General features: G+C 66.8%; 18 protein-coding genes. 10 read left to right on the forward strand and 8 right to left on the reverse strand.

The features are described from left to right. The first annotated feature begins 105 nt into the window (after window positions 1-105). On the forward strand, window positions 106-417 hold the full coding sequence (locus OHS03_RS27235; protein WP_056823762.1) for a GNAT family N-acetyltransferase: 312 nt from the start codon (window positions 106-108) through the stop codon (window positions 415-417). Here the strand turns inward: OHS03_RS27235 and OHS03_RS27240 are convergent. After that, a complete protein-coding gene (locus tag OHS03_RS27240; RefSeq protein WP_056823766.1) occupies window positions 411-1,169 on the reverse strand; it encodes a lysophospholipid acyltransferase family protein in 759 nt (252 codons plus the stop codon). The genes OHS03_RS27235 and OHS03_RS27240 overlap by 7 nt on opposite strands. Before the next feature lie 107 nt (window positions 1,170-1,276). On the opposite strand from OHS03_RS27240, the gene OHS03_RS27245 reads away from it, so the two are divergent. The 3 genes from OHS03_RS27245 (at window position 1,277) to OHS03_RS27255 (ending at window position 3,186) form a co-directional block, all read left to right on the forward strand. After that, window positions 1,277-1,915, forward strand: a complete 639-nt coding sequence (locus OHS03_RS27245) for a YqgE/AlgH family protein (protein WP_407942416.1) — start codon at window positions 1,277-1,279, stop codon at window positions 1,913-1,915. A gap of 66 nt (window positions 1,916-1,981) precedes the next feature. Next, entirely contained in the window at window positions 1,982-2,491 is a 510-nt protein-coding gene (locus tag OHS03_RS27250; protein ID WP_056823775.1) for a sigma-70 family RNA polymerase sigma factor, read from the forward strand. Beyond that, window positions 2,488-3,186, forward strand: coding sequence for a zf-HC2 domain-containing protein (locus OHS03_RS27255; protein WP_328658006.1), 699 nt, complete (start codon window positions 2,488-2,490; stop codon window positions 3,184-3,186). Before OHS03_RS27250 ends, OHS03_RS27255 begins: the two co-directional genes overlap by 4 nt. Before the next feature lie 53 nt (window positions 3,187-3,239). Here OHS03_RS27255 and OHS03_RS27260 read toward each other — a convergent pair whose 3' ends face one another. The 3 genes from OHS03_RS27260 to OHS03_RS27270 form a co-directional block, all read right to left on the reverse strand. After that, the gene (locus tag OHS03_RS27260; protein ID WP_063005217.1) at window positions 3,240-4,022 is read right to left on the reverse strand and encodes an ABC transporter permease; all 783 of its coding nucleotides are present in this window, start codon (window positions 4,020-4,022) and stop codon (window positions 3,240-3,242) included. Continuing rightward, a complete protein-coding gene (locus tag OHS03_RS27265; RefSeq protein WP_328658008.1) occupies window positions 4,019-5,083 on the reverse strand; it encodes an ATP-binding cassette domain-containing protein in 1,065 nt (354 codons plus the stop codon). Before OHS03_RS27265 ends, OHS03_RS27260 begins: the two co-directional genes overlap by 4 nt. A gap of 81 nt (window positions 5,084-5,164) precedes the next feature. Next, the gene (locus tag OHS03_RS27270; protein WP_062987666.1) at window positions 5,165-5,692 is read right to left on the reverse strand and encodes an EXLDI protein; all 528 of its coding nucleotides are present in this window, start codon (window positions 5,690-5,692) and stop codon (window positions 5,165-5,167) included. A gap of 141 nt (window positions 5,693-5,833) precedes the next feature. Here OHS03_RS27270 and OHS03_RS27275 point away from each other — a divergent pair, with 141 nt between their 5' ends. The 4 genes from OHS03_RS27275 to OHS03_RS27290 are packed head-to-tail and all read left to right on the forward strand — an operon-like array spanning window position 5,834 to window position 10,243. Further along, on the forward strand, window positions 5,834-7,546 hold the full coding sequence (locus OHS03_RS27275; protein ID WP_328658010.1) for a thiamine pyrophosphate-binding protein: 1,713 nt from the start codon (window positions 5,834-5,836) through the stop codon (window positions 7,544-7,546). Beyond that, window positions 7,543-8,202 carry a hypothetical protein gene (locus OHS03_RS27280; protein ID WP_063056601.1) on the forward strand — a complete coding sequence of 220 codons (660 nt, stop codon included), beginning with the start codon at window positions 7,543-7,545 and terminating at the stop codon, window positions 8,200-8,202. The genes OHS03_RS27275 and OHS03_RS27280 overlap by 4 nt, the downstream gene beginning before the upstream one ends. Window positions 8,203-8,204: 2 nt before the next feature. After that, window positions 8,205-9,218, forward strand: coding sequence for a 3-oxoacyl-ACP synthase III family protein (locus OHS03_RS27285; RefSeq protein ID WP_328664419.1), 1,014 nt, complete (start codon window positions 8,205-8,207; stop codon window positions 9,216-9,218). After that, on the forward strand, window positions 9,215-10,243 hold the full coding sequence (locus OHS03_RS27290; protein WP_328658012.1) for an aminotransferase class I/II-fold pyridoxal phosphate-dependent enzyme: 1,029 nt from the start codon (window positions 9,215-9,217) through the stop codon (window positions 10,241-10,243). The genes OHS03_RS27285 and OHS03_RS27290 overlap by 4 nt, the downstream gene beginning before the upstream one ends. Window positions 10,244-10,846: 603 nt before the next feature. Here OHS03_RS27290 and OHS03_RS27295 read toward each other — a convergent pair. After that, window positions 10,847-11,095: a hypothetical protein gene (locus OHS03_RS27295; protein ID WP_328658013.1), complete on the reverse strand. Its 249-nt coding sequence runs from the start codon at window positions 11,093-11,095 to the stop codon at window positions 10,847-10,849. Between the two features lie 14 nt (window positions 11,096-11,109). Here OHS03_RS27295 and OHS03_RS27300 point away from each other — a divergent pair, with 14 nt between their 5' ends. Beyond that, window positions 11,110-11,433: a hypothetical protein gene (locus tag OHS03_RS27300; RefSeq protein ID WP_328658015.1), complete on the forward strand. Its 324-nt coding sequence runs from the start codon at window positions 11,110-11,112 to the stop codon at window positions 11,431-11,433. A 203-nt stretch (window positions 11,434-11,636) separates the two neighbouring features. On the opposite strand, the gene OHS03_RS27305 is transcribed toward OHS03_RS27300, so the two are convergent. Together OHS03_RS27305 and OHS03_RS27310 are read right to left on the reverse strand one after the other, a co-directional pair. Further along, window positions 11,637-11,969, reverse strand: a complete 333-nt coding sequence (locus OHS03_RS27305) for a hypothetical protein (RefSeq protein ID WP_328658017.1) — start codon at window positions 11,967-11,969, stop codon at window positions 11,637-11,639. Between the two features lie 61 nt (window positions 11,970-12,030). Beyond that, window positions 12,031-12,438 (reverse strand): SdpI family protein, encoded by a 408-nt coding sequence (locus OHS03_RS27310; RefSeq protein ID WP_056823805.1) that lies wholly within the window; start codon window positions 12,436-12,438, stop codon window positions 12,031-12,033. 202 nt (window positions 12,439-12,640) lie between these two features. On the opposite strand from OHS03_RS27310, the gene leuS reads away from it, so the two are divergent. Beyond that, complete coding sequence (gene leuS, locus OHS03_RS27315; RefSeq protein ID WP_328658018.1) at window positions 12,641-15,481, forward strand: leucine--tRNA ligase; 2,841 nt, start codon at window positions 12,641-12,643, stop codon at window positions 15,479-15,481. 70 nt (window positions 15,482-15,551) lie between these two features. On the opposite strand, the gene OHS03_RS27320 is transcribed toward leuS, so the two are convergent. Then, on the reverse strand, window positions 15,552-16,340 hold the full coding sequence (locus OHS03_RS27320; protein WP_328664422.1) for a polysaccharide deacetylase family protein: 789 nt from the start codon (window positions 16,338-16,340) through the stop codon (window positions 15,552-15,554). Window positions 16,341-16,436 lie beyond the last annotated feature (96 nt).

Raw genomic sequence — 16,436 nt, forward strand, 5'->3', positions numbered from 1 at the left:
TCCAGCCATCCGCAACGCCCTGAGTCCGCCGTAACCGCACTACCGAACCTCCTGGGACCACCGATCGACAAGGGCCGACGCCGAACAACACGGTAGCGTCGACCTATGGCGACCGAGGTCCGCAACAACACCGCGCTAGAGCGGTTCGAACTCACCGCCGACGGTCAACCCGCCGGCTACATCGAATACCAGGACACCGGCGACGAACGCGCGCTCGTCCACACCGAGATCTATCCCCGATTCGAAGGCCGCGGCCTGGCGAACATCCTGGTCGAGTCCGCACTCGACGCCAGCCGCGACCAAGGATTCAGCGTGCTACCGATGTGCCCGGTGGTGCTGCATTTCATCAACACCCATCCCGACTACATCGCCTACGTCCCGCAGCGGGCCAGGGAGCTGTTCGGCCTACCTCAGTAGTGCGCGACGGCCCCGTCGACAGCCAGTTGCAGCTCTTCTTTGACGAGCCTGGCGATGTCGGCGGGCCGCTGCGGCACCTCGAGGATCGGTGCCCGGAAGTAGGCGACCCCCGACACCACGTCGGCAGCAGTCGTTTCGGCGGACGCGTCGCGGTCTCCGTAGTTCATCCCGATGGCGATCAGCGCGGGCGCGGCGCCCAGTTTGGCCGCACGGAACGCGATGTGCCCGATCCCACTACCGACCGCCTGCACCTTGGTGTGATCTACCTCATTGCAGGTGCCCTCGGGGAAGATCGCGAGGTGATCACCGGCGGCCAACCGCTGCGCGCACACATCCATCATCCGCTGACCTGCGGCGTTGACCGCCCGGATTCCGTGATCCTTGCCGCGGAACACCGGGATCCCGCCCATCATGTCCACCTTGCGGCGCTGCTCGGGATCGAGAAAGAGCTCGTCCTTGGCCAGCACCCGCACCCGCCCGATCTTCGAGCGCAACGGTGACCGCCACGCCGTGGCCGCGACCGTGTACGGGTCGCTGGTCGACAGATGGTTGATCGCGTAGATGACCGGCCGCCCACTGCGAACCAGGGCCTTCAACTGCTGCTTCGCACCCTCGGCGAACACCACGCGCGGCCGGAACCGCCGGGCCAGCACCGCATACGAAGCCAGCGCCTTCCACCTGTTCTGCTGATGGCGCAGGTAGTAGTCGTACACGGCGTCGTTGTCGTCGAGCAGGACCTCGGGCAAGTGCATAGCGCGACCCTACCGGGCGATCCCAGCGGCCCCGCGCGCGAGGATTTCCGATTTCGATGCGGTCCGCGGGAAGCGCGCACCGGCGCTGAAAATGCGATGATGACTCGGTGGCAGGCGGAGACGACCCGGACGAGCGGCGGACTCGCGACGGACACGGTGACGATCGGCGGCGCGGTCAGCCCGCGGTGAACGTCCGCGCGGGCAACCTGCTGGTGTCCGCGACAGACCTGGTGGAACCTACTTTCCGGCGTACCGTCGTGTATGTGATCGAGCACAACGACGCGGGCAGCCTCGGCGTGGTGCTGAACCGGCCGAGCGAGACCCCGGTCGTCGATGTGCTGCCCGCCTGGGCCGACCTGGCCGCCAGCCCGACCGACCTCTACATCGGTGGGCCGGTCAAACGCGATGCGGCGCTGTGCCTGGCGGTGCTGCGCACGGGCGTCGACATCTCCGATATCCGCGGGCTGCGCCGGGTCGACGGCCGCGTGGTGCTGGTCGATCTGGACGCCGACCCCGCCGAGATCGGCCCGCTCATCGAGCAGATCCGGGTCTTCGCCGGATACGCGGGCTGGTCGATGGGCCAGCTCGACGGCGAACTCGACAACGACGACTGGATCGTGGTCTCGGCGCTGCCGTCGGACCCGATAGCCACCGACCGCCACGATCTGTGGGCCGCGGTGTTGCGGCGTCAGCCGTTGCCGCTGTCCCTGCTGGCGACACACCCGATTGAACTCGAACGCAACTGACACCGTTACTCCTTCGACGAGCAGGAGTGACACATGAATTACGACGAGCAGTGATCAGGGCCGCCGATGAACGATGGTCGCGACGAATTGATGCGTGCGCTCTACGCCGAGCACGCACCCGCCCTGTGGCGTTTCACCCTCGGGCTGGTGCGCGATCCCGGCCGGGCCGAGGACATCGTGCAGGAGACGCTGCTGCGCGCCTGGCAACGCCCCACCGTGCTGGAACAGACCGAAACCTCGCCGCGCGCATGGTTGTTCACCGTGGCTCGTAATCTCGCGGTCGACGAGCATCGCAGCGCCAGGCACCGTCGCGAGTTCGGTACCGACACCCCGCCCGAGCAGGTGAGCCCCGACCAGTCCGATCGCGCGCTCGACGGCTGGCTGGTCGCCGACGCGCTGAGCACATTGAGCCCGGATCATCGCGAGGTGATCGTGCGGGCCTACTATCGCGGCCTCGGCATGGCCCAGATCGCCGACGAATTGGGTATCCCACCGGGAACGGTGAAGTCGCGCCTGCACTACGGCATGCGCGCGATGCGGCTGGCATTACAGGAGATGGGGGTGACGAACCGATGACCGACCTCGCCGACGAGTACAGCACCTGGGACGCTGCCTATGTCCTCGGTTCGCTGGGTGCCGCCGAGCGGCGCGAATACGAGACACACCTGCTCGGGTGCACGCACTGCCAGCAGGCGGTGGCCGAACTGTCCGGGATGCCGGGCATGCTCGGTCTGGTGGACCGCGATACCGCGCTGTCGATGATCGCATCGCCGGAGCCGGACGCGCCGCAGGTTCCCGACCTGATTCCGTCGCTGGCCGCTGCGGCCGAACGGCGCAGGCGGCGGCGGCGCTGGATGGGTGTCGGAAGTGCGGTGGCGGCTGCCGCGGCGGCGGTGGCGATCGCGATTCCGGTGACGGTCACCGTGGCGCGCTCGGAAACGCCGACCGAACAGATCGTCGCCGAACAGGTGATGCAGGCGGTGGAGCAGACCCCGGTGAGCGCGCAGGTGAAGCTGGTGCGCGACGGCGACCGCACCCGCCTGGTGATGACCTGCCGCTACGCGCCGAGCGCTTACGGCTCCGGCTACACCCGCACCTACGGGCTGGTGGTGACCGCGGGTGAGCAGCGCTACGAACTCGACCAGTGGCCCGCGGGCCCCGGCACCGAACTGACGGTGGCTCGCACCATCGACGCGCCACCGGATTCGATCAGCAAGGTGGAGATCACCTCCGTCGATTCCGGCCGGACCGTCTTGGTCGCCCAGGTCTGAACGCGCGAAACGGTCCGGCCTCCTGATGGAGACCGGACCGTTTGTGCCACAGGCTACTTCGACTGCTTGGCGAAGATCGACTTCGACCAGAGGAAGCCGCCGCCCGCGATCACCGCGCACCAGACCAGCGAGATCCAGCCGTTGGCGCCGACCTCGGTGCCCATCAGCAGTCCGCGCAGCGTCTCGGTGATGGGAGTGAAGGGCTGGTACTCGGCGAACTGGCGCATCCCGACCGGCATCGTGTCGGTGGCCACGAGGCCGCTGCCGAGGAAGGGCAGCAACACGATGGGAAACGGTGCGTTGCTGGCACTTTCGGGAGTCGGCGAGAGCAGGCCGAGCGCGATGGCCAGCCAGGTGAAGGCGAACGTCACCAGCGCCAGCAGCCCGAGCGCGGCGAGCCACTCGGCGACGTTCGCGTTGGGCCGGAAGCCGACCAGCATCGCCACGGCGGTCATCGCGACAACGCCCGCCATCGCCTGGACGAGCGCACCCAGCACATGGCCGGTGAGCACCGACGACTGCGAAATCGCCATCACCCGAAAGCGATTCACGATCCCCTTGCTCGCGTCGGTGGCGATAGAGACCGCCACCGACACCGTCAGATAGGCGGGCAACAGCAACATCATGCCCGGCGCCAGATAGTCGATATAGCTACCGCCAGAGGACTTCTCGAGCGCCCCGCCGAAGACGTACTTGAACACCAGCATCAGCACGATCGGCATGATGATGATGCTGAACGTCATGCTGGGGTAGCGCTTGACGTGAATCATGTTGCGCCGCAGCATCGTCATCGTGTCGGCGAAGGCGTAGGACTTGGATTTGGTCAGTGTGGTCATCGCAGTGACTCCTGCTCGATGGTGGCGCGGCTGTTGACATTGGGCATGCTCGGGCGGCCTGCGTGGTCACGCTCCGCTCCCGCCTCCGGCCGCTGACCGCTCATGCCGGTGAGGGTGAGGAAGACGTCGTCGAGGTTGGGGGTGTGCACCGAAATGCCGCCCGCTTCGATGTTCTCGGCATCGAGCAGGTCGAGCACGGAGCGCAGGGAACGCACGCCGCCGTCGCTCGGCACGGCGAGGGTCAGGCCGTCGGTGCCCTCGACCACCTTCGCCGTCGACCCGAACGCGCGCTGGGCGGCGACCACGTCGGGCTGGTCGGCGAAATCGATGCGGATGTGGCCGCCCGGGATCAGTCGCTTCAGTTCTGCCGCGGTGCCTTCCGCGACGATCCGGCCGTTGTCGAGCACCGCGATGCGATCGGCCAGCTGGTCGGCCTCCTCGAGGTACTGGGTGGTGAGAAAGACGGTGACGCCGAGATCGTCGACCAGGCCGCGGATGATCTCCCAGATCGAGCGGCGACTGCGCGGGTCGAGGCCGGTGGTCGGTTCGTCGAGGAAGATCACCCGCGGATCGCCGACCAGCGTCATCGCCAGGTCGAGCCTGCGGGTCATGCCGCCGGAGTAGGTACTCGCGGGCTTGTCGGCGGCCTCGACCAGGTCGAATCGTCGCAGCAGTTCCTCTGCCAGCGCGCGGGTCTCGCGGCGCGGCAGGTGGTTCAGGTCGCCCATCATGTGCAGGTTCTCGCGGCCGGTCAGCAGCTCGTCGACGGCGGCGAACTGCCCGGTGACGCCGATCAGCTCGCGCACCCCGCCTCGGTCGGTCACCACGTCGTGGCCGCCGACGGTGCACTCCCCCGCATCGCCTGCGATCAGCGTGGTGAGGATCTGCACCGTGGTGGTCTTGCCCGCGCCGTTGGGGCCGAGCAGGGAGAAGACAGTGCCCTCGGCGACGGTGATGTCGATGCCGTCGAGAACAGTTTTGTCGCCGTAGGCCTTGCGCAGGCCGCGTGCGGTGATGGCCGAGTTGACCATGATCGTCCCTTTCCACAGGATTGCATTCATTACTGCGTATATATGCATGAGTTATCGACACAGCCCCCAGGGGCTGCGGTTCGGGTGTGATGTGCGGTTGTAGTCGAGGAGTTAGATGTCGAGCTCCTCGATCTGCGGGTGCGCGGTGATGTCTTCGACCTTGCGGTAGAGCTTGTCGGGCACGCGATCCTTCAGGTCTTTCAGGTCGTCGAGGACCTCGTACTCGTAGTCGCCCCAGTCCCACGCCCGGTCACCGATGCCGAACATGCGGCGCCAGTATTTCCAGTCCTTCATGTCGCCCGCGGCGTCCCCGGTCGGATATTCCGACCACAGCGCCGAGTGCGTGTGGAGCACGAGCTTGCCCTTGCGGCTGCGGTAGACCTGCTGGTGCAGCACCTGCTTGTCGCCGACATCGCGCCATTCACCCAGCAGCACGCCTTGGAAGCGCACCTGCCGGACGCCGTCGCGACCCACCTGCAGCACAACCTCCTCGAAGCCGGCCTCACGTCCTTCTTCCAGCTCGATGAGCCTGCGCAGCGCGCTGACCACGGTGCTGGAGAGGTTTCCGCCGACAAGCTCCTGCGCCCGCTGGAACACGGGGAGATCGTCGTCGGCTACGTAGATCGTCTTGTTGGGCATGAACTCACTATACGTATATGTGTACGTACACACAAGGGGTGGTTTTCACCCACCCTCTGAACTCCCCCTCGGCGCGCCTCGTAACCACATCAGACGCGGTGCACAGCGGCGTCACATTTTCGTCGCGGAGAAGGAGGGCCGATGCCGGACAGAGTGGTCGACTACCTGGTACGAACGGTAGCCGACCGGGGAATCACCCAGATCTTCGGCGTGGACGGCGCCAATATCGAGGACCTCTACGACGCGATCTTCGACGCGGGCGGTTCGCCCGCCGGAATCGTCGCCAAACACGAGTTCTCCGCGGCGACGATGGCTGACGGATATGCGCGCAGCACCGGCGGGATGGGTGTCGTGGCTGCCACTTCGGGTGGCGGAGCGGTCAATCTTGTTGCCGGACTTGCTGAGTCGTTCACCTCGCGAGTGCCGGTACTGGCATTGGTCGGACAGCCGCCCACCAACCTCGAAGGGCTCGGCGCATTTCAGGATTCGAGCGGTCTGGCCGACTCCATCGACGCGGCAGCGCTGTTCGCGACGATCAGCAGGTACTGCGCTCGCGTAACCGACCCGATCGAGCTGCCCGATCAGCTCGCCGCGGCGATCGCGGCCGCGGAAGGCGGCGGACCGGCGGTGCTACTGATCCCGAAAGATGTACAGCAGCAGGCGATGCCGGATTCCACCCTGGTGCGGCAGTTCGACACCGCTGCGGCCGGAACACAGCGCGATCGAGCCTCGCTGAGCTCCCCGGCAGAGACTTCCTCGCACGCCATCGCCACCGAACTCGCAGACGCCCGGCGCACAGGGAAGGTGGTGATCATCGCCGGTGATCAGGTCGCCCGCGACGATGCCCGCGCTGAACTCGCCGAACTGGTCGCCACGCTCGACGCCGCCATCGGCTTGGCCCCCGACGCCAAGGACGTGTACTCCAACACGGGCCCCGGCTACTGCGGCGTCTCGGGCAGCATGGGCCATCCCGAGCTGGTCGAGGCCCTTTCGGCGGCCAGCGCCTGCCTGCTGGTCGGCACCCGCCTCCCGGTCACTGCCCGAGCCGGGCTCGACGCCGCCCTCGCCGACCTCCCGGTACTCAGCGTCGGCGCACGTGCGCCGTACCTCGCGGCGACCCACGCCACCAGCGCGGATCTCGCGGGGACCATCGCCACGCTGCTGGCCGACATCGGCGCGGGGTCGACGACGAGCCCTCGTTCCGCCGAGCTCACGCCGATGGCAGTCCCCGAAGCGGCGGGCCCCGGGCTGCGCTATCGCACCGTCGTCGAGGCGATCCAGCGCGCGCTGCCCGATGGCGCGGATATTTTCGCCGACGCGGGTAACACCGGCGCCTCGGTGGTGCATTACCTACGGGTACCCGAGGGCGGACGGTTCACAGTCGCACTCGGGATGGGCGGAATGGGTTACGCCTTCGGCGCGGGTATCGGTTCCGCGTTCGCCCGCCGCGCCGCGCCCGACGGCTCGCACCGCACCGTCGTCATCGCAGGTGACGGCTCCTTCTTCATGCACGGCATGGAGATTCACACCGCGATCGAACACGACCTGCCCATCACCTTCGTGGTGTTCAACAACAACGCGCACGCCATGTGCGTCACCCGGGAACAGCTCTACTACCGGGATCGCTACAGCTTCAACCGTTTTCAACCGTCACATCTGGGAGCCGGCATCGCGGCCATGTTCCCCGGGCTGCCGGCCCGCACCGTCTCCGACCCGCACCGGTTGTCCGACGCGCTCGACCACAGCTTCGCCGCCGCCGGACCCGCGTTTCTCGAAATCCTCTGCGACCCCGACGAAGTCCCGCCGTTTCTGCCCTTCCTGTCCGCCCTCGAATCCTCCAGGAGCACCCCGTGACCACCAGCGCCCTGCCTGCCCTGTCCGACATCCCCGATGAGGTGGTGCCCGGCGTCATCCGCATCGAGAACTCCGATCGGGAGACCACTACGCCGATCATCATGGACATGCTGCGGTCGGTGTATCCGCACGACCAGATCTTCGGCGACTACTGCCCCGTGCAGACCTACATCGCGGCGCCGCCGCGCGAGGTCTACGAGTACCTCGCCGACACCCGCTCGCTCGAGGAATGGACCTACAGCCTGCGGGGATTCGTCGAAACCGCCGAACCCGGCCTGTGGCTGTCCTACGACCGCCTCGGTGACGCGACCAAGTGTTTCACCCGCACCGTCGCCCATTCCGACGCGATGACCGTCGACTATCACTGCGCGTGGGACCAGTCCGAGCACCTCTGGATGATCTATCTGATGCGGGTGGTCGACGCCCAGGTGGTGTTCAACAAGCCGGGTTCGGTGGTGACGTGGGTCAACTGCAAGCACCCCTTCTACGACGAAAACGGCTATCCCGAAACAGCTCCGCCGAAACGCCCGGTCTGGGTCGGCGATTTCTGGGAGATGTTCTCCGCCGGACACCAGCTCGAGCTGGACAACCTCAAAGCCATTTGTGAATACCGCGCGGCCAACGGGCTGCCCATCAAGCCGGAGTGGATGCAGTGAATATGCCGCAGGTGAGTCTGGTCGATGTCGCGAGCTATCTGCCCGGCGACCCCGTTCCGACCGACTACTTCACCCAGTTCTCGCGTTCGGAGCGGATGGCGAAGAACGTGATGTTCCGTTCGCCGACCGGTCGCCATCACATCGGACGCGACGAAACCGCCGTCGACATGGCCGAGCAAGCGTTCGCCCAACTGCGCGAACGCCACGGCGCCGATCTCGCCGCCGAGATCGATATCATCATCACACACACCCAACTGCCCGATAATCCGGTGCTCGGCGCCGGGCCCGAACTGGCCCGACGGCTCGGGGCGAAACCCTCGCAGGTGCTCGATGTGCACAACAGCGGTTGCGCGGCCTTCGTCCAGATGATGGCGATGGCCCGGATGATGATGGCCACCAGCGACGCCAAGACCGCGCTGATCGTCGCCGCGCAGAATTGCGCGGGCCCGGTGTTCACCCAGCCCGATATCCGGAAGCTGGCACAGGCTCCGGTGCCCGGTGACGGCTGCGGAATCGGCCTGCTGCGCAAGGACGATTCGGGCCCGATCCTCGACATCGAAACCCGCACCTACCCCGAATTCGCCGGTGACATGGACTTCTCCACGAACGGTCCGCGCAAGTACTGGGAGCCGGGCGAGGGCCAGGGCTGCGTGAGCTTTTCCGAATCCAAGATCACCAAGGTGTTCGCGCGCGGCAATCGCTTGGTACCCGAGGTGGCGCTGGAGGTCTGCAAGCGGATCGGGGTGAAGAGCAGCGATATCGACACCTTCATCACCAATCAGCCGAACCGGCTGTTCCTGCGCAACTGGCACGATGCGCTGGAACTGCCCGCCGAACGTCACCCCGATACGTTCGATCAGTGCGGAAACCTTTTCGCCGCAGGCATTCCCGTAACGCTCGACGCGGAGAACCGCGCGGGCCGATTGCGCAACGGGTCGGTGGTGTTGCTGTCGGCGTTCGCGCACGCGGGTGACTTCGCCGGCGCGGCGGCTATTCGCTGGGGCGCCGCGCGATGACTATGCGGCTGGTGGACCCGACGATCCCCTCCCGTCGGTTCCACACCACTGCGACCCCGACGCTGTTCGACCTCGGCCTCAGCGAGAATCCGTTCCCACCGTTGCCTTCCGTGCTGTCGGCGGTGAATACCGCACTGACTCATGCCAACCGGTATCCGGAGTTCCTTCCGGAAGAACTGCCGCGAGTCATCGCCGATCACCTCGGGGTCTCGCCCGACGACGTGGTGGTCGGCGCGGGGGCCACCGGTGTCGCGATGCAGGTGATGCGGACGCTCGGTAGCGGTGAACTGCTCACCAGTACACCGACTTTCGACGGCTACCCGATCATGGCCGACATGGCCGGGATGACGCTGGTCCCGATTCCCCTCGACGTCGGCGGCAATCAGGACCTCACCGCCATGCGCCGCTCGGTGAACCGGCGCACCTCCCTGGTCGTGCTGTGCCGCCCCCACAACCCCACCGGCACCGTGCTCGACTCGGCGGCCGTCCGATCCTTTCTCGCCGCGATTCCCCGCCGGGTGCCGGTTCTGCTCGACGAGGCCTACGTCGAATTCCTCGATCCGACAGACCGTCTCGACATTCGCACCCTGCTGCACCGCCACCCGAATCTGCTGATCCTGCGCACCTTCTCCAAGGCGTACGGATTGGCCGGGCTGCGGATCGGCTACTGCGTGGGCCGTGGAAAGCTGATCGAACGAATCCGCCACCAGCAGTTGCCCTTCGGCACCCCCACCGCGTCCGTCGCCGCGGTGCGCGCCGCCTACGCGGCAGGCAAGGAACTTCGCGACCGCGTCGACCGAATCAACGGCGAACGCGATCTCCTGCGAATGACCCTGCTGGCCTGCGGAATCGATGTCCCCCGCAGTCACGCGAACTTCCTCTACCTGCCCGGACCCGGGGTAGCCACCGCCCTGCGCCGCGCCGGCATCAAGGCAAAGGCCTACCCCGACGGTAGCGCCCGCATCGCGGTCGGCGACCCTGTCGCGGGCCGGGCAGTCCACGCCGCCCTCGTCGACCTGCGGTAGTCAGTTCGACAACGGAACCCGACCCGGTGCGCACCGGGTCACCACGACCGGGACCCGGTCCCTCCACCAGGTCCCGGTCATCCGCGGCTCAACACCCACCACCGCCACCACAGCCGCCCCCGCCACCGCACCCACTTCCGCCACCGCAGCTTCCCCCGCTGCCGCCGTCACCGCTGCCACCATCACCCGTTCCGGCGAAACCGGCACCGGCACCACCCCCGGCAATCCATCCCGACCTGCGCGCTTTACCGCTTTTACCCCGCTTCGACCCCAGTACGATCCGAGTGGCGCCCAAGACGAAGAACACCAGCGAGCCGAACAGAATCGCTTCCGTGAACATCCACCCGAATGCCGCGGAAATCAGCCCGACAACCAGCAGAACAAGTGACCCGGCAACGTATACCCTGCCTCCTCGTAGGTCAGCACGCGTAGCGGCCATCGGAACCTCCTGTGACTTTCGAAATTCGGTGCGTAGCTCCCATGAACCCTCGACTTACCGGTCCGCTACTGTCGCTGTCGCTGGACCAGCATGTCGAGACCGAACGTAACCGCGAGTTCTTACAATCCCCTTTCGGAAAACCAGCGGCGTCCCACCGCGACACCTCAGTCGTCGCGCTCTCTTTCGATCGAGCGGCGCCCGCCTTTCGCCCGCCCCGCCTGCTCCGACACCGCCCGACCGCGCGCCCTGCGGCCGGCGGCAGCGTGCCGTTCGCGTCTGGCTTCCGGTGTGGCACCGAGCATGACCAGCCCGAACAACACCAGCACGGCCGTGGTCGCCAGCAGGACTGCTCCCGTACCGCCCCCGAGCAACAGCCCGACTACAGCGACGATGAATGCCAAGACAAAGACCATGGTTCCTCCCCGAGATGAGCATCGCCGCCTACCGACGACACCGAATTACCTACTGCCCCCACGGCTTTCCTCAGCAGCTGCTGCCGCCACCACAGCTACTGCTGCTACCGCCGCCACAGCTACTGCTCGACCCGGAATCGCAACTCCCCGACCAACTGCTACCGCCGCTGTCACTACTACCGCTGGACCAGCTCGTTCCGGCCGAACTCCAACTGCTACTCGCCCCCGAGCTGTGCCCCCGATTCCGATTCCGAGCCCGCGCCAGCTCCCGTGCATGTCGATTCGCCGCGATCCGCGCGCGCCTTTCCGGTCGCCCCGCCGGATCGGAGACCTGCTGAACTATCGCCAGAATGGCCATGACCGGCACGGTCACGATTCCCACCACGCCGATCATTCCGACAAGAAGCGCGAGAACAGTGGTGACCACATCGCTGATACTCATGGACCCCTCCTACCTGGATCGGTATGTCGAGGGAGACCGTAACCGCGCGTTCTTGCAATCTCCTTGTGGCTCAACCACTGTCGAGGCCGTGGTCAGCGATCACTCGCCGCCGCCACCCCCACAGCCGCCGCCTCCGCAGCTGCTGCCACCCCCGCAGCCGCCCCCACCGTGCCCACCGCTGCCGCTGTTTCCACTGCCGCCGTGATGCTGCCCGCCACCGTCACCGAACCAGCTGACCCCGGCCGTAGACGTCCCCGCAGCCCACCACCGCTTCGACTTCCGTGACCCGCCGGGATCACGAAAGGCGAGAATGCCGCCGACCACGACGACGACCGCCGCGATCACGAGCACGACGATCCCCGTGCTCGTCGAATAGCTGGTAGTGATCGCACCGATCAACGCGAGAACGAGCCCCGCCCCGACAACCTTCATGATTCCCCCGATCAAGGTCCTGCCTCCGTTGTACCGGAGTGCGAGACCCGCCGCTAGGGGGTTAGTTCGCGGGGGCGCAGGTGTCGCGGATGGAGCAGCCGCCGCAGGAGGAGCCGCAGCCGCCCACCGGAGCGGGAGGCAGCAGGGGTTCGACTGTGCGTGCCGCGGCGTTGGCGCCCGCGCCGAGGGTGAAGACCGCGATCACCGCGACCAGCGCGGCTACGCCGAGGCCCGCGAAACCACCGGCTCCGAGGACGACGAGGCCGCCGGCGAACAGCAGGGCGCCCGCGCCGACCGAGGTGGGGGCGGCGATGCGGTTGGCGATACGGAAATTGTCGTCGCTGTGCAGCGCGGCTTCCGTCGTGACACCGAGAAAGCGATTGCGGGGCAGTTTGCCGAGCAGTCCGAGCACGCCGGTCGCGATGGCGACCGCGGCCAGCGCGAACAACAGGAGAGCGACGACGACCATTCATGCAGGCTAGCGCACCCGTAAAGACCCGAAAATAGGGCTCCCCACCGAGGGTGACCGGCCACACACCGACGGTGCGCGCCTGCGGGGGCGCGCAGGACCGGGCGGCCCGTTCTCGGCCCTTGGGAAATCGCCTCGCATCAACGTTCTACGCTGTTAGACGATGTTTACCGGGGATCGGCGAGAACAAGAAGGCAGGACCGTGCAGGACACTCGTGCAACCGAGACTGACGTACCTCAGCACCGGTACAACGCCGAGCTGGCTGGGCGGATCGAGCGCCGCTGGCAGCAGAACTGGACCGAGCGCGGCACCTTCAACGCGCCGAACCCGGTCGGCCCGCTGGCTGGTGAGACGCCGCCGGACAAGCTGTTCATCCAGGACATGTTCCCGTTCCCGTCGGGTGCGGGCCTGCACGTGGGTCACCCGCTCGGCTATATCGCCACCGATGTGTTCGGCCGCTACCACCGCATGCGCGGCCGCAACGTGCTGCACGCGCTCGGTTACGACGCCTTCGGTCTGCCCGCCGAGCAGTACGCCGTGCAGACCGGCGCGCACCCGCGGGTGACCACCGAGGCCAATATCGCCACGATGCAGCGTCAGCTGGACCGGTTGGGCCTCGGCCACGACCCGCGGCGTTCGTTCGCCACCACCGACCCCGAGTACTACCGGTGGACACAGTGGATCTTCCTGCGCATCTACAACGCCTGGTACGACCAGGAAGCCGGCCGGGCACGGCCGATCGCGGATCTGGAAGAGCAGTTCGCCACGGGTGCGCGTCCGGTTCCCGACGGTGAATGGAACACCATGTCGCCCGCCGGACGCGGCGCGCTGATCGACTCGTATCGCCTTGTGTACCAGTCGGATTCGATCGTCAACTGGTGCCCAGGGTTGGGTACGGTGCTGTCGAACGAAGAGGTCACCACCGATGGGCGCAGCGAGCGCGGGAACTTCCCCGTGTTCCGTAAGCGCATGTGGCAGTGGATGATGCGCATCACCGCCTACTCCGATCGCCTGGTCGACGATCTGGACACGCTGGACTGGCCCGACAACGTGAAGTCCATGCAGCGCAACTGGATCGGGCGCTCGCGTGGTGCGCAGGTGCGGTTCGACGCCGATGGCGAGACCATCGAGGTGTTCACCACCCGACCCGACACGCTGTTCGGCGCGACGTATGTGGTGCTGGCCCCCGAGCACGAGCTGGTCGACAAGCTGACCGCCGGAGCATGGCCCGCCGGCACCGACGCCCGCTGGACCAACGACAGCGCCACCCCCGCGGAAGCCGTTGCCGCATACCGCAAGTCGATCGCGGCGAAGTCGGATCTGGAACGTCAGGAGAACAAGGAGAAGACCGGCGTCTTCCTCGGCTCCTACGCCACCAACCCGGCCGACGGCACGCAGGTGCCGATCTTCATCGCCGACTACGTGCTGAGCGGCTACGGCACCGGCGCCATCATGGCGGTCCCCGGCCACGACGGCCGCGACTGGGATTTCGCGACCACGCTGGGTCTGCCCATCGTCGAGGTGATCGCGGGCGGCGACGTGAGCGAGGCCGCTTACTCCGGCGACGGCGCTCTGGTGAATTCCGGCTTCCTGAACGGACTTCCGGTCGACGAGGCCAAGGCGACCATGATCGGTCACCTCGAAGCCGAAGGCCATGGCACCGGCACCGTCCAGTACAAGCTGCGCGACTGGCTGTTCGCCCGTCAGCGGTACTGGGGCGAGCCGTTCCCGATCGTCTACGACGCCGACGGTGTGGCGCACGCACTGCCGGAATCCATGTTGCCCGTGGAACTTCCGGAGATGGAAGACTTCGCGCCGGTCACCTTCGACGCCGACGACGCGAACTCCGAGCCGTCCCCGCCGCTGGCCAAGGCCACCGATTGGGTCAACGTCGAGCTGGATCTGGGCGACGGCCCCAAGCAGTACCGCCGCGACACCAATGTCATGCCCAACTGGGCCGGATCCTCGTGGTACCAGCTGCGCTACGCCGACCCGACCAACGCCGAGACATTCTGCGCCGAGGAGAACGAGAAGTACTGGCTCGGCCCGCGCACGGCCGAGCACGGCCCGAACGACCCGGGCGGCGTCGACCTGTACGTGGGCGGTGTGGAGCACGCGGTGCTGCACCTGCTGTACGCGCGGTTCTGGCAGAAAGTGCTCTTCGACCTGGGCGATGTATCGGGCAGCGAGCCCTACCGCCGCCTGTACAACCAGGGTTACGTGCAGGGTTACGCCTACACCGACTCCCGTGGCGCGTATGTGCCCGCCGCCGAGATCGTCGAGCGTGACGCGAAGTTCTTCTGGACCGGCGCCGACGGCGTGGAGATCGAGGTCTTCCAGGAGTACGGCAAGATCGGCAAGTCGCTGAAGAACGCCATCTCGCCCGACGAGATGTGCGACCTCTACGGCGCCGACACCTTCCGCTTCTACGAGATGTCGATGGGTCCGCTGGACACCTCGCGCCCGTGGGCGACCAAGGACGTCGTCGGCGCGCACCGCTTCCTGCAGCGCGTCTGGCGCCTGGTGGTCGACGAGGAAACCGGCACGGTGAAGGCAACCGACGCCGCGCCCTCGGACGAGACCCTGCGCCTGGTGCACCGCACCATCGCCGGTGTCGACGATGACCTGGCCGCGTTGCGCGACAACACCGCCGGCGCCAAGCTGATCGAGCTCACCAACCACCTCACCAAGAACTACCCCACCGGCGCCCCCCGCGCCGCCGTGGAACCCCTGGTGCTGATGCTCGCCCCGATGGCTCCCCACATCGCCGAGGAACTGTGGGAACGCCTGGGCCACAACGCATCCCTGGCCCACGGACCCTTCCCCGCCGCCGACCCGGCGCTGCTGGTCGCGGACTCGGTGGAATACCCGATCCAGGTGAAGGGCAAGGTACGCAGCCGAATCCATGTTCCCGCCGATGCCGATTCAGCGGCGATCGAAGCTGCCGCCCTGGCCGACGAGAAGGTCATCGCCCTGCTCGAAGGTCAAGCACCGCGCAAGATCATCGTGGTGCCGGGCAAGATGGTCAACATCGTCCCCTGACCTGCGATAGCACCTACGGCAAAGCCCCGGAACGATCTCTGACGAAAGTCACATCGCCGGGGCTTTTCCGTCAGGCCTGCACCTGGAGAACATCATTCAGCGTGACCAAGGCCAAGTTGCGTTCCCTGATGATGTCGACCAGTTGGCCGTAGCAGTGGGTGACCGGGGGGAAATTGGCGTGGCCGATGATGATGGTCTGGGCGGCGAAATACTTGTGGGCGCATTCGATCAGGTATTCCTCGGTGATGAGGCCTGAGTCGGAGAGCGAGCCGTACCACATGGTGGGGACGGTGTAGCCGAGGTCGGCGGCCACCTTGTCGACGGTGGCGTTGTGATATCCGAACGGCGGGCGATAGTACGGCGTGCCATCGACGCCGAAGTTGTTGCGCAGGAACGTTTTCGTGCGGCTGAGCTGGTCGGCCACCTCGGTGGTGCCGATCTTGGTCAGGGCGGCGTGGTTCCAGGTGTGGTTGCCGAGTTGGATCTGACCCGATTCCACCAGCGGGCGTAGCGCGTCGCGATGGATGGTCCAGGATTCGTAGTAGCCGGTGACGAAGAAGGTGAAGCGGGCGCCGGTGTCCTTCGCCCACTTCACGTAGGCGCCGACGACTTCGGGGCTGGCGCCGTCATCGACGGTGAGCGCCATGGAACGACCCTGACCAGGGAGCGCGGTGATGGGCTTCGGGGGAATGATCGACTTCGGGCCGCCCGGCGGGGGCGGGAGCAGGGGCTGGACGGGGGTCGGAGCGGGCGGCAGCGTGGGGATCTCCCCGGCGGAACCCGCCTCGGCGGTCTCGCCCTCGGCGGTCGCACAACCGGTCAGCGCCACAGCGGTACCTGCGGCCAACAGCGCCAGCATTCGACGTCTATCCACTTACGAACCCCTACTCGAACCGGGTGCGCCTGGCCGCTGACCAGGGCACGATCAAATCAGCGGGACGGTACCCGTCGAATC

Origin of the sequence: Nocardia salmonicida (genome assembly GCF_036142455.1) — a bacterium.
Lineage (GTDB): Bacteria > Actinomycetota > Actinomycetes > Mycobacteriales > Mycobacteriaceae > Nocardia > Nocardia salmonicida.